The following is a 26512-nucleotide window of genomic DNA, read 5'->3' on the forward strand; positions in this document are numbered from 1 at the left end:
GGGGTTTGGCCTGTTTTCCAAAGCGGCCTGCCTGTCCAGAGCGGTGGTCCCGTCAGTCGCGAGGGATGGTGGCTGGCCTGGCAGCTCCGTCGACGGGGTGGCGGTGTCCGGGTCAGGATATCCGGGGCCTGTGATATCGTCAGCTGTGGTCGGGCCCGGCCCTTGAACCGGCCCGTGAAGCAGGTTGTCCGGCGCGAGCCTCTCGTGCCCGGTGTTGAAGTTGCGCATCGTGGTCATCAGCGTGTCCGCCTCACGCGTCAGCGCATGGCTGGCGGCCGTTGTTTCTTCAAACATCGCGGCATTTTGTTGCGTCACCTGGTCCAGCTGGTTCACCGCCGAGTTGATCTCGGCCAGGCCGCTGCTTTGTTCCTGTGCAGATGTGGCGATCTCGCCCACATTGCGGCTGATTTCATTCACGCTGTCGACAATCCCCGACAGCGCAGAGCCCGCCTGGTCAACCAGTTCCACACCGCGTTTCACATGCCCGCCCGAGGCCGAGATCAGCCCGTTGATCTCGCGCGCGGCATCCGACGAGCGCTGCGCCAGTGCGCGCACTTCCGAGGCCACCACCGCAAACCCCCGCCCGGCTTCGCCCGCCCGGGCCGCTTCGACCCCGGCATTCAGCGCCAACAGGTTGGTCTGGAACGCGATATCGTCAATCACACCCGTGATTTTCGAGATCTGCTGCGACGAGCTTTCAATCTCGCCCATGGCGCCAACCGCCTCTCGCACAACCGCGCCCGAAGCTTCCGCATTTTCGCGCGCCGTTTCCACAACTTCACGCGCATGCGCCGCCCCATCCGCGGCCGAGCGCACCGAGGACGTCAGCTCGTCCAGCGCCGCCGCCGTTTCCTCAAGCGTCGCCGCCTGATGTTCCGTCCGGCGCGACAGGTCATCCGCCGCGTTCGAGATTTCGCTCGCTTCGCCCTGGATCAGGTCCGCATTCTCGACCACGCCGCACATCGCCGCCCGAAGCTTGTCCGATGCCGTGTTGAAATCCGCCCGAAGCTGTTCGTATTTGGCATCAAACGCCGTATCGATACGGATCGTCAGATCCCCATCTGACAGCTGGCCAAGACCCACACGCAGCGCATCCACAACCGCGGCCTGCGCCGCCTCCATCTCAGCACGCTCCCCCTCCGCACGCAAAATCGCCTCATGCGACTGCGTAACATCATTCCCGATCAATACGATCCGAAGTAGATGGCCATCATCGTCAAGAACCGGTGTAAAGCCCCCTTCGACATATCGTTCGCCACCCTTAAACTTGAACCGCCCATAGACACTTTTGCTGTCACGCAGGCGATCAAAGACGGGTCCGGATTTTTCGGCCAGCTCCGGATCAAAATCAAAAATTTCATCTGCCATCGGGCGCCGGTCCTGTGCAATCTCGGGCGCCAGACTTTCAAACAATCCATTTGCACTGATCAATTGGCCATCATAGGCAAAATCAGCTTTCACCTGATTGGTTTCGATCGAGGCAAGAATTGATCGGTTCAGGAAATCTTCGGTGATATCACGCCATTCAATCACATAGCCCAAGGCCTCTTGGTCATCACTTTCGATCAGATTGATCTCGATTTCATACCGTGTTTGGCCATAGGCAACTGATTTGCGCAACGGCAGCGCAGAAGGGTCGGACTTGATTTTGTCAAGCAGTCCCAATTGCTTGGTCGGAAAACAATCGCTGATCGAGCTCGACACGATGTTTTCGGCGGGAAAGTGCGGGCAAACCTCGGAAAGATCGCTGATATGGCCTTCGAAACTCGCCCGCAAAGCAGGGTTGGCATAGGTGATGATCATATCCGTATCCGTGATCATCAAACAGGCAGAGGACTTGTTCAGGGCCGTGCCACGAACCTGACTTTTATACATTTGCTTCGCCCCATCGCTGAGACGACAGGCAAATTTCTGTAGTGAGGACGCAATCTTACCAAGCTCGTCCTTGCGCCCAAGACCCGGAATTTCGCGGTCAAATTTCTCGGCAGCCACGTCGTCAATCGCCGATGCGAGCCCTGCGAAGGGTTTTGCCACCGTTTTCCAAACCAAATATCCGGTCACAAGCACAGATATGGCAAACACCGCCAAGGCGACCAACGCGCCAAAAACCTGATCCTGAAACGCCACAGCATGAAGATGCTCTGCCGTCCAGCCAATCGCAAGGACCCCATGGATGGGGTTTCCATCGCCACCAACAGGAACAGCAATCAACAGACCATCCTGGGTCATCTGAGTTGCTTCAGTTTCCAATGCTTTCTGGCCAAGAGAGGTCAGGGTTTCAACCAGATCGGTTCGATCCCCTTTTTCCAGCAAGACCCGCCCCCGTTTGTCCAGAGCAATCCCCATCACGGCGCCGCTGGCAGGGTCTTCCAACAGGTTCGACATACGCAGATCGACCCCGCGCGTGTTGCTCATCTGGAAGGACCCGGTCACGACCTGCGCGGTAAACTTCGTAAGCTCGCTGGCCTGGTGGGCCATAGTTTGATCAACGATGCGTTGGGACGTCGAATATGAGATAAAGGAGGTCACAATCCCGATCAGCGCAATGGTTGCCCCAACCACGACCATGATCTTAGTGAAAATTGTGCTCAACACGCCGGGCTGGCGATCGGTTTCAGGTGCCGTTTTCATATTGCTCGCTCTTTACACATCATCGAAATCTTCCGGGTTTCGACATGAGATAAGCACATAGGTCTTGCCCGACTGTTAACGCGACTGTATCGCGGAGAAGCAGCAGCCTGTCGCGCGAGGTGATCGGGCGCAACATCCGTCCAAGGAGCCACGAATGCCAAGCTGGCTGGAGTTTTTCGCCGCACTTGTCACCTTCATGGCGTCGCATGTGATCCCGACACGTCCCAAGTTGCGCAACTCCCTGCGCAACCTACTGGGAGAAAAGGGGTTTACGGTCTGCTATTCCCTGCTGTCCACGCTGCTGCTTGGCTGGGTGATCGTGGCAGCAGGTCGCGCGCCATTGGTGAATTTGTGGCCTTGGGCACCGTGGCAAAACACGGTCACCTTGCTGGCCATGGCCTTGGCCTGCACCCTTGCGGCATTGGCCATCGGGCGTCCAAACCCCTTGTCCTTTGGCGGCGCAAATAACGCGTCTTTCGACCCCCGGAATGCTGGAATCATCGGGTGGGTGCGCCATCCGCTTCTGGTGGCGCTGCTTTTGTGGTCGCTGGGTCATCTGCTGCCCAATGGCAATCTGGCTCATTTGATCCTGTTTGGCATATTCGCCAGCTTCTCAGCCCTTGGAAAACGGATTATCGACAAGCGCAATCAAAGGCTTTTGGGCATCGATACCTGGCAACGCCTGGCAAACACCAAGCGCGAAATCACAGTCACCAAATCGGGACTGGTGCGTGTCTTTATCGGTGCGGCCGTCTATCTGCTGCTTATCCACTACCACAGCGCAATTATCGGCGTGACACCCCTGCCCTGACCAGCTCCCCCCGTGCAACGGCGAGCGGCGTCAAACCGAACTCCTGCCGGAAGGCGCGCGCAAAGGCGCTGGCATCTGCATAGCCGGATCGAAGCGAGACTTCGGCAACCGACAACCCGCTTGCCTCCAACATCCGACGCGCTGCATTCAGGCGCAGACGCCGATAGACCTTGCGTGGCGATGCCCCGAAATGACGCTCGAACCGCGCTTCAAGATCCCGCTGTCGACACCCCGCCAGTTGTGCCAACTCGGGGATCGTTAAAGGGGTTTCGATATTGGCTTCCATCGCGCGCAGGCAGGTGTCCACCCGGCGATCCGAACGCGCGCGCGCCACGATCTGCGGCGCTGTGGCGTTTTCGGACATGAACATCTGGTTGATTTCTAACAGAATGGCGGCCCCGTGGTCCTGCCCGATCAGCTCGCAGGTCAGCTCATAGGCCGCCATTCCGCCGCTGCATGTGATCCTGTCGCGATCCTGCAACCAGCGCGCGCGTTCAACGTCGATATCGGTGAACTGCTCGGCAAAGGCATCCTGCAAATCAAAGTGAATGGTCGCGCGATAGCCATCCAAAAGCCCCGCGGCCCCCAACAACCAGCACCCGGCATCCACCCCTGCCACCGCATCGAAACGCCCCGCCAAACCGCGCAAAACCTTTCTGGTATGCGCGTTTGCGTGACGCATATGGTCATAACTTGCCACCGCATAAACCACGTCACCTTTGTCGATGTCGGCCAATCGTGCGGTCGGCATAATCGGCAACCCGCTTGAGGTATGCGCCACGTCATCGTCCGGTGTGACAATGCGCCAGCGATACGCCTCACGCCCCAACAACGTGTTGGTCGCCCGCAGCGGCTCCAACAGGTTTGCAAGCGCAAGGTTCGAGAACCTGTCGAACAAGAGAAACGCAATTTCCCGCGTTCTGGAGTCGGATTTTGACCAAATCTGCATAATGCAAACTAATTCCGCACGGAAGCATCCGTCAATTCCTCATGTGATAAACAGGTGAAACACCGCATCAGGAGGGACCGAGATGCCGCTCGCCATGAACAAAGACGTCTTCATCACATGTGCCGTGACCGGATCGGGGTCGACGCAGGACCGGTCGCCCCATGTGCCCCGCAGCCCGAAAGAGATCGCCGACAGCGCCATCGCAGCGGCCAAAGCCGGCGCCGCCGTGGTCCATTGCCATGTGCGAGACCCGGACACCGGCACCCCCGCACGGGATTTGAAACTATACCGAGAGGTCACAGACCGCATTCGCGACGCTGATGTCGATGTGGTCCTGAACCTCACGGCGGGCATGGGGGGGGACATCACTTTTGGTTCCACAGATGCGCCCCTCCCCGTGAACGCAGCGGGCACTGATATGGTGGGCGCGGAAGAGCGCGTGGCCCATGTCGCCGAATGCCTGCCCGAGATTTGCACGCTGGATTGCGGCACGATGAATTTCGCCGAGGCCGACTATGTCATGACCAACACCCCCGGCATGCTGCGCGCCATGGGGCAAATGATGACCGATCTGGGCGTGAAACCGGAGATCGAGGCCTTTGACACCGGCCATCTTTGGTTCGCCAAGGAGCTGGTCAAGGAAGGCGTGCTGGACGGTCCTGCCCTTGTGCAGCTCTGTATGGGCGTGCCGTGGGGGGCGCCGGATGATCTGAACACCTTCATGGCGATGGTGAACAACGTGCCGGACGACTGGACTTTCTCGGCCTTCGGACTGGGGCGCAACCAGATGGCCTATGTCGCGGCGGCCGTTCTGGCGGGTGGCAATGTGCGTGTGGGCTTGGAAGACAACCTGTGGCTGGCCAAGGGTGAGCTGGCCACCAACGAACAGCTTGTGACCCGCGCCCGCGGCATCATCGAAGGCATGGGCGCGCGGGTCATTGGCCCGGAAGAGGTGCGCAAGAAACTGGGCCTGACCAAACGGGCCCCTGTATGAACGGGCTCAAGGGCAAACGCGTCCTGATCACCGCAGGCGGCAGCGGCATTGGCGCCTGTTTCGCCCGCCGCTTTCACGCCGAAGGGGCCAAGGTCGCGATCTGTGACGTGGATGCAGAAGCGCTGGCAGATACGGTAAGCACCCTGCCCGGCGTGATCTCGGTCGCAGCCAATGTGACCCAGCCCGACGAGATGCAGCTGCTGTTTGACCAACTCGACAGCGACTGGGGCGGCGTTGACATGCTCTGCGCCAATGCAGGCACCGGCGGCCCCGCGGGCGCGATCGAGGACTTGTCGCTGGAGGATTGGCGTGCCTGCCTGTCCGCCAATCTGGACGGGGCCTTTCTGGCCTGCGGCTGGGCCGCGCGTCACATGAAGGAACAGGGCAGTGGCAGCATGCTTCTGACGTCTTCCACGGCGGGGTTGTGGGGCTATCCCATGCGCTCGCCCTATGCGACGGCCAAATGGGGCGTGATTGGGCTTATGAAAACACTGGCCTCCGAACTTGGCCCCTATGGCATCCGCGTCAATGCGCTCTGCCCCGGCGCGGTGGAAGGCCCACGCATGGAACGCGTGATTGCGCGCGAGGCCGAGGCGCATGGGCTGGACCCGGAGGAGCTGCGCAAGCGCTACGTCACAGGCGTGGCGATGAAAACATGGGTCACGGCGGATGATTTGGCAGACACGGCGCTTTTCCTGGCCTCAGACGCCAGTTGCAAGATCTCGGGTCAGGCCTTGGCCGTGGATGGACATACAGAAAGCTTGGTTGGATAGATGACAATGAAAGCAGCGATTATTGGCGGTGGCGTGATTGGCGGCGGATGGGCCGCGCGCTTCCTTTTGAACGGTTGGGACGTGGCGGTGTTCGACCCCGATCCCGAGGCTGAACGCAAGATCAGCGAAGTCCTGCTGAACGCGCGCCGTGCGCTGCCGGGGCTTTACGAAACGGCGCTGCCGACAGAGGGCAAGCTGACCTATCACAACGATCTGGCCGAGGCCGTCGCAGGAGCAGACTGGGTGCAGGAAAGCGTGCCCGAACGGCTGGAGCTGAAACACAAAGTGCTTGCCGACCTCATGGCTTTCGCGCCGAAAACTGCCATCATCGGCTCATCAACGTCGGGCTTCAAGCCATCGGAATTGAACGAAAAAGGCGCGCGCGCGATCGTTGCCCATCCGTTCAACCCGGTCTATCTTCTGCCGCTGATCGAGCTGGTGGGCGACGCCGACACCTGCACGCGTGCCGCCGACATTCTAAGCGGTATCGGCATGTACCCCTTGAAGGTCCGCAAAGAAATCGACGCCCATATCGCCGACCGCTTCCTTGAAGCCGTCTGGCGCGAGGCGCTGTGGCTGGTCAAAGACGGCATCGCCACGACCGAAGAAATTGACGAGGCCATTCGCATGGGTTTTGGCCTTCGCTGGGCGCAGATGGGCCTGTTTGAGACCTACCGCGTGGCCGGTGGTGAGGCTGGCATGAAGCACTTCATGGCCCAGTTTGGCCCCTGCCTGTCGTGGCCTTGGACCAAACTGATGGACGTGCCCGAGTTCACCGATGAACTGGTTGACCTGATCGCGGGCCAGTCCGATGCTCAGTCCGGCCACATGTCGATCCGCGAGCTGGAACGCCTGCGCGACGACAACCTTGTCTCCATGTTGCGCGCCCTGAAAGCCCGCGGTGACGGCTCTGGCGCGGGTCGGGTCATTCGCACCCATGAAACCGGCCTCTGGCCTGCCATGTCTGACGAGACGCCGATGCGCACCGTTGCCCGTGACGTGCCCATCGACTGGACCGACTATAACGGCCACATGAACGAGGGTCGCTATGGGCAGGTCTTTTCAGACGCGGCCGACCGGATCATGATCCATGTGGGGGCAGATCCAGAGTACATTGCCTCGGGTCTGAGCTATTTCACCGCGGAAACCAACATCAAATACATCGATGAATGCCATGCGGGTGAAGCCGTCTATGTGGATACGACCGTCACACTTGGCGAAGGCAAAAAGCTGCGCATGTGGCACGAAATGAAGCGCGCGTCTGATGACGGGTTGCTGGCCACCTGCGACCAATTCCTGCTGCATGTGGACCTGAACACCCGCAAATCCTGCCCGCCCCGCGCGGATGTGGAAGCCCGTGTTGAGGCTCTGGCCGCCCTGCACGCCAAAGGAGACGCGTGATGCATTTCGGTCTGTCAGAAGAACAGGAAATGATCGTCTCGACCGTGCGCAGTTTCGTGGAAAACGAAATCTACCCGCATGAGGCCGAGGTCGAACGCACGGGTCAGGTGCCCCATGAGCTGGGGCAAGAGATCAAGAAAAAGGTCATCGACCTTGGCTTTTACGCCTGCAACTTCCCCGAAGACGTCGGCGGCGCGGGGCTAAGCCACCTCGACTTCACTTTGGTCGAGCGCGAACTTGGACGTGGCTCGATGGCCCTCACGCATTTCTTTGGCCGGCCCCAGAACATCCTCATGGCCTGTGTGGGCGAGCAGCGCGAACGTTACCTTCTGCCCGCCGTGCGCGGCGAGAAGATGGACGCGCTCGCCATGACCGAACCAGATGCAGGGTCGGATGTGCGCGGTATGAAGGCCAGCGCAGTGCGGGACGGTGGCGACTGGGTTTTGAACGGATCAAAACACTTTATCTCCGGCGCAGAACACGCTGATTTCTTTATTGTTTTCATCGCCACAGGGGTAGACGAAACCCCCAAAGGCCCGAAGAAACGCATCACCTGTTTTCTGGTGGATCGCGGCACGCCGGGCTTTGAGGTGCGCGAAGGGTATAAGTCGGTCAGCCATCGCGGCTACAAGAACTACGTGCTGGATTTCGACAATTGTCGCCTACCCGACGCGCAGGTGTTGGGCGAGGTCGATGGTGGCTTTGCTGTGATGAACGATTGGCTCTACGCCACCCGCCTGACGGTTGCCGCTTTCTGTGTGGGCCGCGCGCGGCGTTGCTTTGATTACGCGCTGGAATACGCAGCCGAGCGCAAGCAGTTTGGCCAGCCCATCGGCAAGTTTCAGGGGGTGGGCTTCCAGATCGCCGATATGATCACCGAGATTGATGCGGCGGACCTTCTGACCCTCTCGGGGGCATGGCGGTTGGATCAAGATCTGCCTGCCAACCGCGAGATCGCCTCGGCCAAGCTTTATGCCTCGGAAATGCTGGCCCGCGTGACCGACGCCAGCCTGCAGGTCTTTGGCGGCATGGGGCTGATGGATGATTTCCCCATTGAACGGTTCTGGCGCGATGCTCGCGTCGAACGCATCTGGGATGGCACCTCGGAAATCCAGCGCCACATCATCAGCCGCGAGCTGTTAAGGCCTTTGGGGGCCTGACATGGGGGGCCGACATGACGCGCCTTGACCGCCTGTTGCGCCCCCGCTCCATCGCCGTGATCGGCGGCGGGGTCTGGTGCGCAAACGTGATCGAACAATGCCTCAAGATGGGTTTCACGGGCAATATCTGGCCCGTGCACCCAACAAAACCCGAGGTCGGCGGGTTGTCCGCCTATCCGTCGATCGAGGCCCTGCCCGACGCCCCGGATGCAAGCTTTGTCGGCGTGAACCGAAACGTCACGATCGAGGCCGTCGCGGCCCTGTCCGCCAAAGGCGCCGGTGGGGCCATCTGCTTTGCCTCGGGCTTTCGCGAAGCCAATGCCGAGCTGGAAGATGGCGCCGCATTAGAGCACGCCTTGCTGAAGGCCGCTGGCGACATGCCGATCATTGGCCCCAATTGCTATGGGCTGTTGAACCTTCTGGACGGCGTCGCCCTTTGGCCCGATCAACATGGGGCCGCCTGCAGCGACAAGGGTGTGGCGATCATCACCCAAAGTTCGAACATCGCCATCAACCTGACCATGCAAAAACGCGGCCTGCCAATGGCTTACGTGGTCACTGCAGGCAATCAGGCGCAGACCGGGCTGGCCGAGATCGGGCAAGCGTTGTTGGAGGATGACCGCGTCACCGCGCTGGGGCTGCATATCGAAGGCATTGGCGATCTGCGCAGCTTCGAGGCCCTGGCGCGACGAGCTGCGGAGCTTGGCAAACCCATCGTCGCACTCAAAATCGGGCGGTCAGATCAAGCCCGCGCCGCCACCATTTCACACACGGCATCGCTGGCAGGCAGCGATGCGGGGGCCCGTGCGCTGCTCAGGCGGCTTGGGGTGGGTCAGGTCGACAGCCTGTCGGATTTTCTGGAAGCGCTGAAGCTTTTGCATGTGGCAGGCCCGCTTGGGTCAAACCGGATCGCGTCAGCCTCCTGCTCTGGCGGAGAAGCCAGCCTGATCGCGGATGCCGCACATGGTCGGGGGGTGGCGTTCCCAGCGCTTACACAGGCGCAGTCCGAGGGGTTGCGCGCCGCGTTGGGCCCGAAGGTGTCGCTGGCCAACCCCTTGGATTATCACACCTATATCTGGGGCGATGTTGCGGCGATGACTGCCACCTTCACTGCATTGATCGACGGGGATGTGGGACTTGGCCTTGTGGTTTTGGACTTTCCACGCGCGGATCGTTGCGTCGGCGACGACTGGAACAAGGTGATTGAGGCAGTGGCTGCGGCCCAGACCGCCACGGGGCGGTCAATCGGCATTCTGGCGTCGCTGCCCGACACGATGCCGGAAGACATCGCCCAAAGCCTTGTGGCCCGCGGTATTGTACCGTTTTCGGGCATGGGGTCGGCCATTGCGGCGATCGAGCTGGCCGCCAATTTACCCCGTTACACCGCCCAGCCCCTGTTCTTACGTCCACCGCCTGAAACCGGCGCCGCGCTCTCCGAGGCAGAGGCGAAATCCGCGCTGAACGCGCATGGACTGCTCGTGCCGGGGGCGATACGCGCAGACAGCCCGGATGCGGCTGGCGACGCCGCGAACCGTCTGGGCGGTGCGGTGGCATTGAAGGGCGAAGGCATCGCCCACAAGACCGAAGCAGGCGCCGTGGCCCTGAACCTGACGGGCGCCGAGGCGGTGACCAAAGCCGCCCGCGCCATGCCTGCCGACAGCTTTCTGGTCGAAGAGATGCTGACCGGCGCCGTGGTCGAGCTTTTGATCGGCGTGATCTATGATCCTGCGCATGGCTATGTTCTGACATTGGCGGCTGGCGGCACGCTGACCGAGGTCATGAAAGACAGCCAGTCCTTGTTGATCCCGGCCACGCGTGACGACGTTCAGGCCGCACTTGGCAATCTGAAGATTGCGCCCATCATGGCAGGATATCGCGGGTCCCCCCCCGCCGATATGAACGCCGTTCTGGACGCGGTCGCGGCCATCCAGTCCTATGTGATGGCCCAGCCCGTGGCTGAAGTTGAAGTGAATCCCCTTATGGTCATGGCCGACCGCGCCGTGGCTGCAGACGCATTGATCCGCATCGGAGAAAAGACATGACCGACCTGACAAATCTGACCGACGGCCCGATCCGCACCCATCGACGCGGCAAGGTGATGGAGGTCACGTTGAACCGCCCCAAGGCCAATGCAATCGACCTGGCCACAAGCCGGATCATGGGGGATGTGTTCACCGTGTTTCGCGACGACCCTGACCTGCGCGTGGCGGTTGTGACCGCCGCGGGCGAAAAGTTCTTCTGCCCCGGTTGGGACCTGAAAGCGGCCGCCGATGGCGACGCGGTGGATGGCGATTATGGCAAAGGCGGGTTTGGCGGCTTGCAGGAGCTGCGCGGGTTGAACAAACCGGTGATTGCGGCGGTGAATGGTATTTGTTGCGGCGGCGGGCTGGAGCTGGCGCTGTCCGCCGACATCATCCTTGCCGCCGATCACGCCAGCTTTGCCCTGCCGGAAATCCGGTCAGGCACCGTGGCCGATGCGGCCTCGATCAAACTGCCCAAGCGCATCCCCTATCACATCGCGATGGAATTGCTGTTGACCGGGCGTTGGATGGACGCTGAAGAAGCCGCGCGGTGGGGCATGATCAACCATATCTACCCAGCCGCCGACCTGATGGCTGAAGCGCGCAAACTGGCCGACCTGCTGGCCTCTGGCCCCCCGCTTGTCTATGCGGCAATCAAAGAGGTGGTACGCGAAGCGGAAGATATGAAATTTCAGGACGCGATGAACAAGATCACCAAAAGCCAGTTTGAAACGGTCGAGGTGCTTTATCGGTCCGAGGACCAGATGGAAGGGGCGCGCGCTTTCGCAGAAAAACGCGATCCGGTTTGGAAGGGCAAGTAAACCCTTGCCCTGAAAAGGGCGGCCCGAACAAGCCGCCCTTTTGTGATTTCATATGTTTGCGTCAAGCATGCATGGCAGCGACAGCGTCGGCCAGATGTACCTGCCCGGTGACTTTGCCAGTCTCATCTTTGACGGGCACGATATGCCCTTCTGCACCCGCAATCACTTCCAATGCATCCTCCAACACCATGCTGTCAGCCAAGGCATCTCCGGCTGGCACGGCCCCGGTCAGGGGCTTTTGAAGCGCGCTGAGGCGCACCACTTTGGCGCGGTTGATTTCACGCGTGAAGTCCGCGATGTAATCATCCGCCGGGTGCAGCACGATGTCCTGCCCGTCACCTGTCTGGATCAATGCACCGTCGCGCAGAATGGCGATATTATCCCCCAGCCTCAGCGCTTCATCCAGATCATGGGTGATGAAGACGATGGTTTTGTGCAGCTCTTCCTGCAGCTCCAGCAAAATGCCCTGCATGTCCATGCGGATCAGCGGATCAAGCGCCGAAAACGCCTCGTCCATCAACAGGATATCGGCATCCGTCGCCAGCGCGCGGGCCAGCCCCACACGCTGCTGCATGCCACCTGACAGCTGTCCGGGATAGTAGTCTTCATAGCCGGTCAGCCCCACCCGATCGAGCCAATGGCGCGCGCGTTTGGCGGCCTCGGTGTCGTTCACACCCTGAATGAGAAGCCCGTACTCCGCGTTTTCAAGCACGGTGCGATGAGGCAACAGGGCAAACTTCTGAAACACCATCGACATCTTGAAACGGCGCAGATCGCGCAGGCGGGTGTCATCCATCGCCAGCACGTCTTCGCCATCAACCAGCACCTCGCCCGCGGTGGGGTCAATCAGCCGGTTCAGGTGCCGGATCAAGGTGGATTTCCCCGACCCCGACAAGCCCATGACCACCTGAATTTTCCGCGCAGGCATATCCAGCGAGATGTCATTCAGGCCAAGCACATGGCCGGTCTGCTCCAGCAGGTCGTCTTTCGACATGCCCTCGCGCACCCTCTCCATCGCCTTCGCAGGATTGGTTCCGAAGATCTTGTAAAGATTGCTGATCGAGATTTTGATATCATCAGTCATGTTTTGATCAGTCATGGCCGCTCTCCCGATAGGCTTGCAGGCGTTTGCCATAGGTCTGGCTGACGCGGTCAAAGATGATGGCCAAGGCCACGATGGCCAGCCCGTTCATCAGGCCAAGTGCCAGATATTGATTGGAAATCGCACGCAGCACCGGCACGCCCAGCCCCTGCACGCCAATCATGGACGCGATCACCACCATCGACAGGGCCATCATGATCGTCTGGTTCACACCGGCAAAAATATTGGGCAGTGCCAGCGGGATTTGCACGCCAAAGAGCTTTTCCTTGTAAGACGCGCCAAAGGCATCGGCGGCCTCCATCACCTGCTTGTCCACAAGGCGGATGCCCAGATTGGTCAGGCGCACGATGGGCGGCAACGCATAGATACAGACGGCCAAAAGCCCCGGCACCTTGCCGATCCCCAAGAGCATCACCACCGGGATCAGGTAGACGAAGCTGGGGATGGTTTGCATCACGTCCAGAATGGGTGTGATGATCGACTGTGCTCGATCATAGCGCGCCATCATGACACCCAGCGGGATGCCCACGAGGATACATAGGAAGGTCGCAACCGAGATGATCGCCAGCGTCGACATCGTGTCTTCCCACATGCCGAAAAAGCCAATGACCATCAGGCAGACCCCTGCCCCGATGGTGATCTTCCACGACCGTGCGCCGGCATAGGCCAGACCGCACAGCACCAGAATGATGATCGGCCATGGCGTGGCCAGCAACAGGTCTTCGAACCAGACCAGAAATCTCAAAAGCGGATAGAAGATCGCTTCGATGGTTTCCCCCCATGCGCGGGTGAACTCGCGAAACGTGCCATCGATAGCACGTCTGAGCGCACTCAGGTCCTTGCGCCCGAGCGACGGGAATTCGGTCAGAAACTCCATGTCCTGCCCCCCTGTATTTTTTTCTTATTCATGTGTTCACCGAGGGCACACAAAGCGCCCTCGGCTTCGATCAAATCTGCTGCGCGACCCCTATGGATCAGAGCGCACCTTTGACCTTGTCAGCAACGTCTGCGGGAACCCAAGTGGTCCACAGATCTTCATGCGTTGCCAGGAACTCATAGGCTGCATCTTCACCAGTCGCCTGGTTTTCAGTCATGAAGACCAGCATTTCGTTCATCACCGCACCCGGGAATACGCGCGCCTTGAAATAGTCCTGCGCCGGACCCGAGTTTGCGACGAAATCATCGGTCACAACGGTCGAAACCTGACTTTCAGTCCAAGACGACGGCTTGGGATCGGCGCAATCCTGTTCGGCCTTGACGATGCAGCCATCCCAGTTTTCCGATCCGCCCCATTCGGCTTCAAACGGCAGTTTCACCATCTTGTACTTGCCGATCAAAGCCGTGGGCGACCAGTAGTAACCAAACCATGGCTCGCCGCGCTCAGCCGCTTTCGCCATCGAGCCATCCAACCCAGCAGCCGATCCCGGATCAACCAGAACCCAGCCCTTTTCTTCCATACCAAAGGCACGGAACAGGTTGGCGTTTGTCAGCTGACAGCCCCAGCCTGCCGGGCAGGTCACGAAGGCGCCTTTTGACGAATCTTCAACATCCGGGAACAGGTCTGGGCGGCCCAGCACCTTTTCTACGGTGTTGAGATCAGGATGCGCTTCTGCGAAAGCTGGGGTGATCCACCAGCCTTCACCCAATTCAGTGATCGGGCCATCGTTCAGCACGACCATCGAACCTTCACCCGTTGCGACAGCCAAGGGCTCGCGAACTGCATTGGTCCACAGTTCAGGCGCCACATCCGGCTGGCCCTTTTCATTCATCGAGGCAAATGTGGTGGTGGTGGCACCGGGCACTTTCTCGACATCGCATCCATAGCCTTCGCTCAGGATGATCGCATCCACATTGGCCATAAGCTCGGCCGAGGCCCAGTTCATTTCGGCAATGGATACTTTACCGCACTCCTCTGCTGCGGCAGTTTGTGCAAACGCAAGCAATATACCGGTTACACCAAAGGCGCCTTTGATCGTTTTCTTCATTGTTGGGGGGTTCCCTATCCAGATCTTTTCGACTTGAAGGACCGCGGATCTTCGGTTTCACGGCCAGTCACCAGCCCTCGCGGCTGATTTCCAGAATGTATCCACCGGGTGAGGCGTCAATGCTTCTGGCTGCCCAGTCAGTGTGCACAGCCCGACCCCTGTTGTAAACCAAACCGGGAACAAAACTGCCCGTCCAGGGCGTTGACCCTACGGAAACCGAGCGTCGCGCACGGCGAAACCTGGTGGTCGGCACAACCAGGCCGGGCAAAACGGGTAAATCGCTTGACAGATCAACGGGCATCTCGCCTTCTGATGCGCAAAAGCGCCAAAGACATATCCGCAATAGACGAGGCCCCCATGATCCGACCTGCGTTCCGACCCGCCACCCTTTGCCTGCTCACCGCCCTTCTGCCCGCAACCATGCTGGCCCAAAGCGACACAGACGCCGCCGCAGCGCCTGCAGATGCGGCGCGCAACTGGCAGGTCCAGTGCCTTTCGGCAGGCCGCGCAGCCCCGTTGGTCTGCCGCGCGGCGCAAACCATCGTGGATGCGCAAGGCGGTGGCGCACTCCTGCGCAGCACTGTGATCACCTCAGAAGGGATCGACAACGCGACCAAAGCCATGCTGACCGTCGAGCTTCCGGTGGGCGTGCACATTCCATCCGGGGTCAGCGTGGGGGATATTCAGCTGTCGCTTGAAACCTGTGACAACGCGGCCTGCTATGCGCAGATACCGTTTGAAGGGGATGTTCAGGCGATGTTCATGGCCGGCGGCGACCAGCCGATCCGGTTTCGCATGACTGCCGATCAGGACGTAAACTTCACCCTGCAAACCGCTGGTTTTGCAGAAGCTTATGACGCGATCAAACTGGCTGAATAAGCCGTTGAGGCGTTTCGGGGGAAACATGTGGCGCATGTTCATTCAGAAACGCGCGCACCCTATCGAAACGCTTTAGAACGCGTGTTCCAACCTGAACCCAATCGCATTTGAGGTGCTATCCCCCAACCAGCGGCGCTGCGCGGTGACCTCGACCGATGTCAGAGGGCCAAGCTCAAGCCCGACCGAGGCCTCAACAGACCAACTGTCCTCCAGCGGATCTGTCACCGTGAACGGATCAGAGCTTGCCGGGGCCTCGATAAAGCGCCCGGTGGCGCTGGCCGTGCGATTGCCAAGGAAGGTCCGGCGCGCGATCTTCAACCCGCCGGTGACCGTGGCGCACCGTGTTTTGCAGCCGGTTTCAAGCGGCCCGTCAAACCCGATCTCGACCGACGGCGTGAAGACGGCAAACCGGTCCGTGCTTTCTTCCAACACCAGGCCAAGGTTCCCGCCCGTCTCGCGCAGGGCTTTGGTTCTGGTCTGACCCAAACTTAGCTCCGCGCCCGGACGCAGGAACAGCCCCGTGCCCAGGTCAAACCGTTTGCTGGCCCCAACCGTCAGGGCAAGGCTTGTGCTTTCCAGCTTGCCTGTGGTGGCGCCGCCAAGGAACGGATAGCGTGTGATGTCGGACCGCGCAGAGCTGGCCGCGAAACCAACGCTCCAGTCGATGCCCATGGCGGCCATGTCATAGCGCAGACCCAACATCGTATGGTGCCCTTCAACCCGGGCACCGGTCGCGCCATGGCGGGTGCTGTGAGAGCCGAAATCCAGTCCAAAGGACAGCCGCCCGCCCCCATCGGTCAGACGCGCGGCCCCCAACTGGCTGGTCGCCCGGTGACCGGTTTGGCCAAGATATTCAAACGAGGCGCTGCGCGCGCTCGTCTCGCTGGCGAAGCTCAAAGAGGCACAGCTGGGCATGGTCGCAGACAGGTTGCACCGCCCGAAACGCTCGGCAAATGACAGCAGCCCCAAATGGTCCTGCGCCTTGCGCGCAGCGTAGATATCCGCGTTCAAACTGTCAAAAAGCACCGGCAGGTCGCGCGCATCCGGCACGGCAAAAAGCGCGGCGGACAGCGCCTGCAGCCCCTCGGGCGCGCCGCTTGCAAAGGCCGCGTTCAGATGACTGCCCAGCGAGGTTTGGTTGCGGTTGAACCCGGCGGCACTCGTGGCAAAATCCACATCCCACGCCAGCACCAGCTGCGTGTCCGACCGCGCCTTGATCTGGTAGTCAACGATGGCACTTGGCGCGATGTCCAGCTGCAAGCCGCCTTTGTCAGCCCCTTTGGACGCGGTGGAAAACAGCGCCTCGGACCGGCCTGACCGCAGATGGGTCGGGTGATAGGTCAGGACCGACAAGGTGCCATCCCAATCTGCGCGTCCCGTGTTGATCAGGTGATCCGCCGTGCGGGTAGCAAAATCCAGGTCAAGGAAGGTCATCCCGGTGGTGGATTGCTGGAAATCCCCGGTCAGGCGCAAAGTGGCAAGCGTAGAGGGCCGTGATGTCGGGTCATGCGCTGCCATGCGCGCGGCTGCGTTCAGGTGACCGCTATCGCCAAAGGACAGCTCACCCGCATTGTGCAAAAGCCCCGATGCGCCGGCACTTCCATCATGAAGCGCTGACCGCGCGCCCAGAAGCATCAGCGCGCCGTCTTGGTTGTCGAACCGGTTTTCGCCGCCGCCCAGATCAAACACCCCGGCAAAAATACCCGAGTTGCGGATCGCGTCATTGCCGCTGAGGGCTTCAATGACCAATCCGTTCAATCCGCCTGCGGACTGAAGCTGACCCGCGTTTTCAAGCGTGTTTTCGCGGCCCCCAACCAAGGACACCGTGGCCTCGTCAGAGCCACCGGTGATGGTTGATCCCTTGCCGATCCCGATCTCGATCTTGGTGGGCAGGCTGCCATTTGCGGTTGTCTGGGCCAATATCGCATGGGAGTCCTTGCCCAATACGGTGATGTCGCCCTCGTAAAGGATATCAACACTGCCAGAGGGCGCGCCCGCCCCATCCAGAGCGGTTGCAAATATACCATGCGCCCCGTCACCTGCCGTGACAATCGTGCCTGTGTGATCCACCAGAACGTCACCCGCCTGCCCCACAGCACCGCTGCTGCCGACAAGCCCACGCCCTTCGCCGATCTCTCCCAGCACGCCGCCGCCGCCACCCACGGATTGCGCGAAGATGGCCGTGGCCCCGTCGCCCAGCGTGATGATGGTGCCCGTGCTGGTCACGGTCACATCACCGCCATCGCCGCCAGCCCCGCCCGACGCGCCAAAGGCCAGCCCATCGGTGTTCTCAGCACCATCCAGCCCGCGATCCACATTGCCGCCAAATCCGCCGCCACCGCCAACGGATTGGGCAAAGATGCCATAGCCCGCCGTGCCAGCCGTCAGGATCAACCCGTCATTGGTCACGGTCACATCGCCGCCATTGCCGCCTGCCCCGCCAGAGCCACCAAGGCCGATCGTGCCGGTTTCACCAAGCGCACCTGCACCCCCCAGACCGCCGCCGCCGCCAACGGATTGCGCAAAGACCCCAATCGCGCCATCGCCAAAGGCGGCCACATTGCCCCGGTTGGTCACCGTCACAGCACCGCCATCCCCACTGGCGCCGCCCTGACCGCCGATGACAATCTCATAGCGGCTGGTGCCGTCTTCGTCGTCTTCTTCTGCCTCCGGGGTCTCAGGCGCTGTCGGAGCGTCAGGAGCTGTGGGCAGGCCGGGCACATCCGGCGCCTCGGGCAGGTCGGCCACCCCGGGCAGGCCGGGCAGCGCCGGAAGGCCGCCCAGATCAGGCAGACCGGGCACAGTGGCCCCGGACAGTCCCGGCAAAGCGCCAAGGTCTTTCAGGCTGGGCAGGTTCGGCAGGCTGGTCAGATTGGGCAGGCCCGGAAGCCCCGGCAGGCCGGGCAGCCCTGCAAGGGCCGGGAACGCCGGCAGCGCCGGAATATCGGGCAGGTTCGCCACAAGGTCACCACCGATCCCGATCAGCTCGTCCAGGGTCGGCGCCCCGTGTTCGCCCTGACCACCGATGCCGCCACCGCCGCCCACGGACTGGGCAACAATACCAAAGGCATCCGCGCCGTAAGTCACCACCCAGCTGTCATTTTCCACGCTGACATCACCGCCGTTGCCCGCAGCACCGCCATCGCCGCCCATGGCCAAAAGGCGCGAGCGGTTTTGCGGCCCTTGCGGATCATTGGTGTCTTCCTTGCCCGCGAAAATGGTCACGGCTTTGGCATTGCCGCCCGCACCGCCTCCGCCACCAACGCTTTGCGCCATGACCCCATGTGCGGCCAATCCAAACGTGTTTACGATCCCGTCGATATCGACCGAAACCGCGCCGCCATCAGCCCCGGTGCCGCCCTGCCCGCCAAGCGCCACGGCAACCGCAAGATTGCGCGCGGGGTCTCCGCTGGAGCCGGTCGCAGGTGTCGTGGCGCGTGTCATGGCCAAAGACGACCCGCCGGCCCCGCCACCGCCGCCGATGGATTGCGCCAGAACCCCTTCGGAAAAGGCGCCGGTGGTCAGCAGATAGCCCGTGTGGGTCACGTCGACATCGCCGCCGGTATTGCCGTCTCCGCCTGCGCCGCCAAAAGCGAGCACATATTGGTTGGTGTCCCCACCACGGCCCATCGCAGCGCTGCCGGTGAACCCGCCAGAGCCACCACCGCCGCCGATTGATTGCGCCTGAATGCCCCGGCTGAACGCGCCTTGGGTGTAAAGGGACCCGTCATTTTGCACCGAAACCTGACCGCCATAGCCCGCGCTGCCCCCCGAGCCGCCCAGCGACAGGCCAAAGGCCGTGCTGTCCGCACCCGAGAAGCTCAGCGCAAGGGCTTGATTGGCCATGCCACCGCCGCCGCCAATGGATTGCGCCAACAGTGCATGCGACCCGGCTGCAAATGTGGTGACATCACCGCTGTTGTCCACCGCGACACGGCCCGCGTGATTGCCGGTGCCGCCCGAGCCGCCCAAAGCCACGCTAAATTGCTTGGCACCCGATCCGTTTTTCTTGGCAACGATGCTGCCGGCCACCGCTTGCCCGCCATTACCGCCACCGCCACCAATGGATTGCGCGGCGATGCCGTGGCTGCGTGTGCCGCCCGTGGAAATCGCCGCACTGTTGGTGACCGAAACCTCCGAGGCATATCCCCCGTCGCCCCCGTCCCCGCCTGCGGCAATTGCCAGCTGTGCGGCTTCGTTTTCCTTGGCGAAATTGAACGCCATCGCGCCGCCGCCAGAGCCTCCGCCACCGCCAAGCGACAAGGCGCTGATGCCGGTGGCATCTGCCCCGCGTGTCAGGATCGACGCGGTGGACGCAACCGTCACGCGGCCCGCGAAATGCCCGGTGCCGCCATCGCCGCCCAATTGCAGACCAAGCGTTTTACCATCCGCAAATGATCCGGTGAAGGCACCGGCAAAGCCTCCGGTACCGCCGCCGCCGCCAATCGCATGGGCCAGAATGCCGCCGCTGCCATTGCCCGCCGTGTCGATCAAGCTGTCAGAGGTCACCGCGACATCGCCCGAATGCCCGCCAGACCCGCCGGTGGCCCCCAGCGCGACAGACACCCCGTCAGATTTGGTCGACAGGGCCAGCCCTATATTCACCCCCGCATTGCCGCCACCGCCGCCCAGCGACCGGGCCATGATGGCCGTGGCATTGTGCCCCTGTGTCAGCACCTGACCAAGCGAATTCACCTGCACATCTCCGGCCCGCGCGCCGCTGCCGCCATTTGCCCCCAGCTGCAGCGCAAAGCTGCGCGACGTCGACAGCGCCCCGGACAGGTGCAGATTGGCCGATCCGCCACCGCCACCGATACTCTCGGCCTGAAGCCCCACGCTGCCCGCACCTGCGGTGAAGATATTGGCCTGCACATGATCCAGCGTCACAGCGCCGCCCTCACCGCCAGACGCGCCCGCGCCGCCCATGGTCAGGCTCATCCCAGTGCCGCTGGTGCCCTGCGCTGCCATGGTAAAGCTGCCATTGCCCCCGCCACCACCAATGGATTGCGCCTTCAGACCCACCGCGTCATCCGCGCGGGTCAGGATCTGGATCGCGCGGCCATCGGCGCCGATGCGCCCGGTCACAGCTCCGCCGGCACCTCCAGCGCCACCGCTGGAGCCAAAGGACAGGCTGCCGCCCATGCCTTTGTTGCCGCCGCCTGCGATCACGTAAGAGCCATTGCCGCCCCCACCGCCGATGGATTGCAACAGAACCGCATCCGCGCCCCGGCCTTCGGTGCGCAGCTCTGTGACCACGCTGGCCGCGCCCTCTTGCGTGAAGTTGACCGCGCCGCCAGAGCCGCCCGTGCCACCGCTTGCCCCGAAGGTAAGGCTCGCTGACATTGCGCCCGCGGCACGCAGCGACAGGCTGCCACCCGCCGTGCCACCGCCGCCGCCGATGGACTGCGCCACCACCGCCTGCGCGCTGTCACCCAAAGTGAAAACCGATCCGCGATTGGTCACATCCACCTGACCGCCATTGCCGCCATTGCCGCCGCTCGCGCCGATCGACAGGGTCAGCGCATTGCCCGAGGTCGCAGACAAGCTGCCCGCCGATCCCGCCGTGCCGCCACCACCACCGATGGATTGGGCCATCAGCCCGCTCGCGCGCGCGCCCTGCGTGGCAAGGGTGCCGCCATTGTCGACCGCGACCATGCCACCAGAGCCGCCGGTCCCGCCGCTGCCACCAAGGCTGATCGTCGCTGCCCGCCCGGAAGAGACTGTTCCCCCAAGGGCAAAGCCGCCGGTCCCGCCGCCGCCGCCCAGAGATTGCGCCCGAATGGCGGCGCTGTCTTCGCCCAGCGTGGTGATCATCGCGGTTTGGGTCACCGTGACATTGCCGCCCCAAGCGCCGCCATATCCTGCGCCGCCCAGCCGCAACGTGGCGCTATTGCCGCCGCCCGCCGCACCGACCGACAGGCCCCCGGCCCCCCCGCCGCCGCCGATGGATTGCGCCAGCACGCCATCCGACTGGCGCCCGCGCGTCAGGATCGCGCCATCATTGCTGACCGACACCAAGCCCCCCTGCGCCGCGCCGCCACCCGAGCCGCCGATGGTCACACCAAGCTGTGCGCTGTTGGCAAATGTGCCGCCGATGGAAAAGCCGCCATTGCCACCACCGCCGCCAATGGATTGCGCGGCCAGCCCGGTCGAGAAATCTCCTTGCGTCTCAATCGCCGCCTCGTTTTGCACCGTGACCTGCGCCCCGGCCCCGCCCGCGCTGCCGCGGCCGCCAAGCCCGACCGAGGCCGCCGCTGTCTGGCTGAACGCGCCCGAAATCGCCGCACCGCCATTGCCGCCGCCACCGCCGATGGACTGCGCCAGAATGCCCGCCGCGTGATCCCCCAGCGTCAGCAACTGACCCTGCGCCGTGACCGTAACCACTCCTGCAGCACCACCGGATGACCCCCGACCACCCAGACTGACCCCACCGCTAGCAGTCGAGGACAGGCCTGCAGAGACCGTCAGCCCCCCGTTACCACCGCCGCCACCGATGGACTGCGCAAGGATCGCATCAGAAAAGCGACCCATCGTGCTGATATTATTGTAACTCTCCAGGGTGACCTCTGCGGCATCGCCAGCGGCACCGCTGCGCCCACCCAGCGTCAGATCAACTGCTGCGGTGCCCGCGTTCAACCCACCTGCCACCGCAAAACCGCCATTTCCGCCACCACCGCCGATGGATTGTGCCGACAGGCCAGTGGCGTGATCGCCCAATGTTGTCACCGTGGCGCGGTTGGTCAGCGAAACAGTGCTGCCGTGGCCGCCGGTGCCGCCATTGCCGCCCATCACGATCCCCGCTGTGAAGGCGCTGTTGGACCCGCTGGCCCCCACCGCAAATCCGCCATTGCCGCCGCCACCACCGATGGATTGCGCCAAAACGCCCTTCGCGCCGTCCCCTTCGGTGCGCAGCGAGGTGTCAATGCCAATGTCCCCCAAGCTGACCGTCACTTCGTCCGCAAGCTGACCGCTGCCCGCATCGCCTCCAAATGCCAGATCGGCGCGGTTGCCACCCAACCCGCCTGCGGCTGCAAAACCACCATGGCCCCCGCCGCCGCCAATGGATTGCGCCACAATCCCCGATGACAAGCGCCCCTTGGTCAGGATGCTTTCGGTCACCGACACCGTAACTTTCCCCCCCGTGCCACCCTGACTGCCCTCGCCGCCGAAGGACAGGTTGGCGCTGCCGGTCTGCGCAAAACCACTGGACACGGAGAACCCGCCAGAGCCGCCGCCGCCGCCAATGGATTGGGCAAGAATAGCGGTGGAACTATCGCCATGGGTTTCAATATTACGGCCTGCATCACCCGCGTTGGTGACGATCACATGCACCAGGCCGCCTGCCCCGCCAGAGCCGCCAGACGCACCATAGGTAAACGATGCGTTGCCTGTGGTGGCAAAGCTGTTGGCACTGGAGAAACCGCCGTTGCCGCCGCCGCCGCCAATGGATTGCGCCACATAGGCATTGGCGTTGTCGCCAAAGGTCCAGGCCGCACCCGATCCGCGCAAGTCCACCTGCGCCGCATCGCCGCCGCTGCCGCCTGAACCGCCAAGGCTGGCCGTGGCACTGGCCGTGAAGCTGGCAGAAGCGCCAATGGCCATGCCGCCGTCGCCACCGCCGCCGCCAATGGATTGTGCCAAAACGCCGGTTGCGCCGTCGCCCCCCGTCAGGACAAACCCGTTGGCCGCCGCCCAGACCTGCCCGCCATCTCCACCACCGCCGCCTGAGCCACCCAGCGACAGGCTGCCCGAGGCTGTGCCGGAAAATGCGCCTGCCGCGGCAAGCCCACCTCGCCCGCCGCCGCCGCCGATGGACTGCGCCACAAGGCCCGATGACATGCCGCCCGAGGTTTCGATATTGCCATTGGCCGTGACCGTGACGGACCGGGCCTCCCCGCCGCTACCGCCGCCGCCACCAAGGGCAACGGACACCGCCCCCTTGCCTGCGGCACCAAGGGCAAGGCTCATCCCGCCATTGCCGCCGCCGCCACCCAGTGATTGCGCCAAAACGCCCACGGCATTGTCACCCAGCGTGCCGATGCGATCATAAGTGGTGACCGTCACGTCGCGGCCATTCCCGCCGCCCCCGGCATCGCCCCCGGCGGAAACCGCAAGGCTGCCCGCGCCGCTGGCCGCTCCAGCCACGGCGAAACCACCATTGCCGCCGCCGCCGCCAATCGACTGAGCGACGATCCCGTGCGACCCATCTCCGGTCGTTGTAACGCGCCCGCGCGAGGTGACCGTGACGTCATAGCCATAGGTGCCATAAGCCCCGCTGCCCCCCAGCGCAATCGCCCCGGCGCCGGTGCCGCCAAAGCTTGCTGACATCGAGTGACCCCCGCTGCCACCACCGCCGCCGATGGACTGCGCGACAATGCCCGCGGACATCTCGCCATCGGTGAAAATCGCGCCGTGGCTGTCCACCGTCACATTTGCCCCGTTGCCGCCCAGCCCGCCATTGCCGCCAAGCGCAAAGCCCAGACTGCCCACGCCGCCCATCGCGCCCGCAAAGGCAAAGCCGCCATTGCCACCGCCACCGCCAATGGATTGTGCCAGGATCGCGGCCGAGCGGTCGCCCAATGTTGTCAGGTCATGATAGGTGGTGACTGTGACGCTCTGCGCCTGACCGCCGGTGGCCCCGGACCCACCAATTGCGAAACTGAGCGCACCGCTGGTCGACGCCGAGCCTGACACCGCATAGCCGCCCGAGCCGCCGCCGCCGCCGATGGACTGCGCGCGCACGGCGTTGGACCAGTCGCCTTCGGTGCGGATCGCGCCACGATAGGCGACATCCACTGTGCCCGCACCGCCGCCGGACCCGCCATTGGCGCCGATCGCCATGGCCACCGAGAACCCGCTGCCAAAGGAAGATGCCATCGCCGCGCCGCCATTGCCGCCGCCGCCACCGATGGATTGCGCCAAGATGCCATCGGCGAAATCGCCGCGCGTGGTGATATTGGCAGATCCGCTGAAGCCAACCGAATTGGACACGGTTACCTGCGAGCCCCAGCCGCCATCGCCGCCGCTGCCGCCAAGCGCGAAAGAGGCAAAAGGCCCGGCCGAGGTCGCCGAGCCGCCCGTGCCGCCGCCGCCACCAATGGATTGCGCCGAAATTCCGGCGGCATGATCGCCCCAGGTGGAAATCACGCCGTCACTATAGACGCGGGCGAAAAGCGCGTTGCCGCCAGAACCGCCGCGTCCGCCAATGGCCGCCATGCCACTGGCATTGCCGCCATGCCCGCCACCACCGCCGATGGACTGCACGAAGATGCCCATCGCATCATCGCCCACCGTGGTTATCCACCCGGAGTTATGCACCGTGGCCACGCCCCCATGACCGGCCGAATTGCCGGCTCCGCCCAGTGACGCCGCCCCCGAGGCATTGCCGCCCACACCACCGCCGCCGCCAATCGACTGCGCCAGAATGCCATGGCTGCGCAGGCCCCCATAGGTGATGATGCCGCCGCGATTGGTGACCGTGACACCACCGCCATTACCACCCAAACCGCCGTTGCCACCAATCGCGTAGTAGCCATCCGCCGCACCGCCCGCGCCGCCTCCGCCGCCAATGGATTGCGCCAGAATGCCCACGGCATCATAAGCGCCCCATGTATCGATCCGGGCATTGTTGGTCACCGAAACGCCATTCCCGTTCCCGCCGGACACCCCGTTGCCGCCGGCCGAGAACAGATACCCGCCCGACCCCGCAGCACCGGCAAATCCGCCGATGGATTGCGCCAGAATGCCATTGGCCCCCGCGCCGCGCGTGACGATCGACGCCCAGTTCTGGTTGGTGACATTGATGAAGCCGCCGCTTGCGGCCGACCCGCCGGCGCCACCATCCCCCAGCACCCAGCCGCCATTGCCGCCCAACCCGCCGCCGCCGCCCAGCGACTGCACAACGATGCCCGAGGCCCGGAACCCATGGGTGCTGATCGCGGCCATATTGTTCAGAACGGCATATTCGCCGCGCCCGCCGACACCGCCGCGCCCCCCGCCACCAAAGAGGGTGCCATTATGCCCATTGCCCCCCTGGCCGCCCAGACTGCGCAGCAAGATACCGGCTGCGTCATTGCCATAGGTGATGATATTGCCTTGAACGATCGCCCCCAGCGTGCCACCGCGCCCGCCGGGGCCACCGGTGGTGTGGTCCTCGTCGCCCCCGACCCCGTGGCCACCATAGCTTTCCATCACCACGCCGTGGGCATTATTCCCGGTGGTCTCGAGCAAAAACACATTGCCAAACGCCCAGTTCTGATATTGCGCATTGGTACGATCATGCCCGAAGTCATACAGCGTATTGTCGAAATAGACCGCCACATCGTCTGGCGTGCGTGTGGGGTAGGAGTTGTCGATGCGCAGGGACAAATCACTGCCGGAAAAGCCAAAGCGTTCTTCAATCGTCGGGTAATTGGCGTCGCCTTGCAGCAGAAACCCGCCATAAGAGCTGATCTGCACAGCCGAGGCGCCGTAGCCATCGGCCCGAATGTAGCGCCCAACACCATCAGGCAGCAGGCGGGCCTCGAAATCCTGTGCACTATCCAGCGTGGGCTGCGCATAGTTCAGAAGGCGCACCGCCGAAATTCCGTTGGTGTGGATCGGGCGATCCAGATAGGCGATCTCGATCTCAGAGAAATATCCTGCGTGGAACGGGTTCTGTGCGTACAGGCCCAGAGTGTAGATGAAGGCCGAGGGGAAATGCACCCCATCGGCCTGATCGCCTTCGCAGAAAACCTCGATGATGGCGCCCGAAACAGGAAAGCCGTTATCCTCGATACAGGGATCATTTGCCAACGCGGGACCCGACACAAGCACGCCAAGCCCGGCCAACAGACCGAGCTTCGATACGTAAAGCGTCAATATTCTTGCGGCACCCAAGACAAGCCGGGGCGCGCGAGCGCGTCGCAAATACACTGTATGAATACACTGGGGACCCTGATGGTTTCTCCACCTGACGGGTCACCCTCCCCTGGCTACATCTTAGT

14 protein-coding genes are annotated in these 26512 nt (G+C 62.7%); 8 read left to right on the forward strand and 6 right to left on the reverse strand.

Annotation, left to right across the window (positions count from 1 at the left end; genetic code table 11):
- A partial coding sequence (locus ACRY08_RS00005; protein WP_432447760.1) for a methyl-accepting chemotaxis protein occupies window positions 1-2631 on the reverse strand: 2631 nt, incomplete at its 3' end.
- Window positions 2632-2785: 154 nt separating this feature from the next.
- On the opposite strand from ACRY08_RS00005, the gene ACRY08_RS00010 reads away from it, so the two are divergent.
- Entirely contained in the window at window positions 2786-3442 is a 657-nt protein-coding gene (locus tag ACRY08_RS00010) for an NnrU family protein (protein WP_432447761.1), read from the forward strand.
- On the opposite strand, the gene ACRY08_RS00015 is transcribed toward ACRY08_RS00010, so the two are convergent.
- Window positions 3417-4391 carry a GlxA family transcriptional regulator gene (locus tag ACRY08_RS00015; protein WP_432447762.1) on the reverse strand — a complete coding sequence of 325 codons (975 nt, stop codon included), beginning with the start codon at window positions 4389-4391 and terminating at the stop codon, window positions 3417-3419. The genes ACRY08_RS00010 and ACRY08_RS00015 overlap by 26 nt on opposite strands.
- 82 nt (window positions 4392-4473) lie before the next feature.
- Here ACRY08_RS00015 and ACRY08_RS00020 point away from each other — a divergent pair, with 82 nt between their 5' ends.
- Genes ACRY08_RS00020 through ACRY08_RS00045 form a run of 6 tightly spaced genes read left to right on the forward strand, consistent with a single transcriptional unit; the run spans window position 4474 to window position 11561 of the window.
- On the forward strand, window positions 4474-5385 hold the full coding sequence (locus tag ACRY08_RS00020; protein ID WP_432447763.1) for a 3-keto-5-aminohexanoate cleavage protein: 912 nt from the start codon (window positions 4474-4476) through the stop codon (window positions 5383-5385).
- The gene (locus tag ACRY08_RS00025; RefSeq protein ID WP_432447764.1) at window positions 5382-6158 is read left to right on the forward strand and encodes an SDR family oxidoreductase; all 777 of its coding nucleotides are present in this window, start codon (window positions 5382-5384) and stop codon (window positions 6156-6158) included. Before ACRY08_RS00020 ends, ACRY08_RS00025 begins: the two co-directional genes overlap by 4 nt.
- Entirely contained in the window at window positions 6159-7559 is a 1401-nt protein-coding gene (locus tag ACRY08_RS00030) for a carnitine 3-dehydrogenase (protein WP_432447765.1), read from the forward strand.
- The gene (locus tag ACRY08_RS00035) at window positions 7559-8719 is read left to right on the forward strand and encodes an acyl-CoA dehydrogenase family protein (protein ID WP_432447766.1); all 1161 of its coding nucleotides are present in this window, start codon (window positions 7559-7561) and stop codon (window positions 8717-8719) included. The genes ACRY08_RS00030 and ACRY08_RS00035 overlap by 1 nt, the downstream gene beginning before the upstream one ends.
- Window positions 8720-8733: 14 nt before the next feature.
- Complete coding sequence (locus ACRY08_RS00040) at window positions 8734-10761, forward strand: acetate--CoA ligase family protein (protein WP_432447767.1); 2028 nt, start codon at window positions 8734-8736, stop codon at window positions 10759-10761.
- A complete protein-coding gene (locus tag ACRY08_RS00045) occupies window positions 10758-11561 on the forward strand; it encodes a carnitinyl-CoA dehydratase (RefSeq protein WP_432447768.1) in 804 nt (267 codons plus the stop codon). The genes ACRY08_RS00040 and ACRY08_RS00045 overlap by 4 nt, the downstream gene beginning before the upstream one ends.
- Window positions 11562-11622: 61 nt before the next feature.
- Here the strand turns inward: ACRY08_RS00045 and ACRY08_RS00050 are convergent, their stop codons facing one another.
- The 3 genes from ACRY08_RS00050 to ACRY08_RS00060 all read right to left on the reverse strand — a co-directional run bounded on the left by ACRY08_RS00050 (window position 11623) and on the right by ACRY08_RS00060 (window position 14648).
- Window positions 11623-12660: a quaternary amine ABC transporter ATP-binding protein gene (locus ACRY08_RS00050; RefSeq protein WP_432447769.1), complete on the reverse strand. Its 1038-nt coding sequence runs from the start codon at window positions 12658-12660 to the stop codon at window positions 11623-11625.
- The gene (locus tag ACRY08_RS00055) at window positions 12653-13540 is read right to left on the reverse strand and encodes an ABC transporter permease (protein WP_432447770.1); all 888 of its coding nucleotides are present in this window, start codon (window positions 13538-13540) and stop codon (window positions 12653-12655) included. The genes ACRY08_RS00050 and ACRY08_RS00055 overlap by 8 nt, the downstream gene beginning before the upstream one ends.
- 97 nt (window positions 13541-13637) lie before the next feature.
- Window positions 13638-14648, reverse strand: a complete 1011-nt coding sequence (locus ACRY08_RS00060; RefSeq protein WP_432447771.1) for a glycine betaine ABC transporter substrate-binding protein — start codon at window positions 14646-14648, stop codon at window positions 13638-13640.
- Window positions 14649-15005: 357 nt separating this feature from the next.
- Here ACRY08_RS00060 and ACRY08_RS00065 point away from each other — a divergent pair, with 357 nt between their 5' ends.
- Complete coding sequence (locus tag ACRY08_RS00065; protein WP_432447772.1) at window positions 15006-15527, forward strand: invasion associated locus B family protein; 522 nt, start codon at window positions 15006-15008, stop codon at window positions 15525-15527.
- Window positions 15528-15599: 72 nt separating this feature from the next.
- On the opposite strand, the gene ACRY08_RS00070 is transcribed toward ACRY08_RS00065, so the two are convergent.
- Window positions 15600-26387 (reverse strand): hypothetical protein, encoded by a 10788-nt coding sequence (locus ACRY08_RS00070; RefSeq protein WP_432447773.1) that lies wholly within the window; start codon window positions 26385-26387, stop codon window positions 15600-15602.
- Window positions 26388-26512 lie beyond the last annotated feature (125 nt).

Source organism: Aliiroseovarius marinus, assembly GCF_050881025.1.
GTDB lineage: Bacteria > Pseudomonadota > Alphaproteobacteria > Rhodobacterales > Rhodobacteraceae > Aliiroseovarius > Aliiroseovarius marinus_A.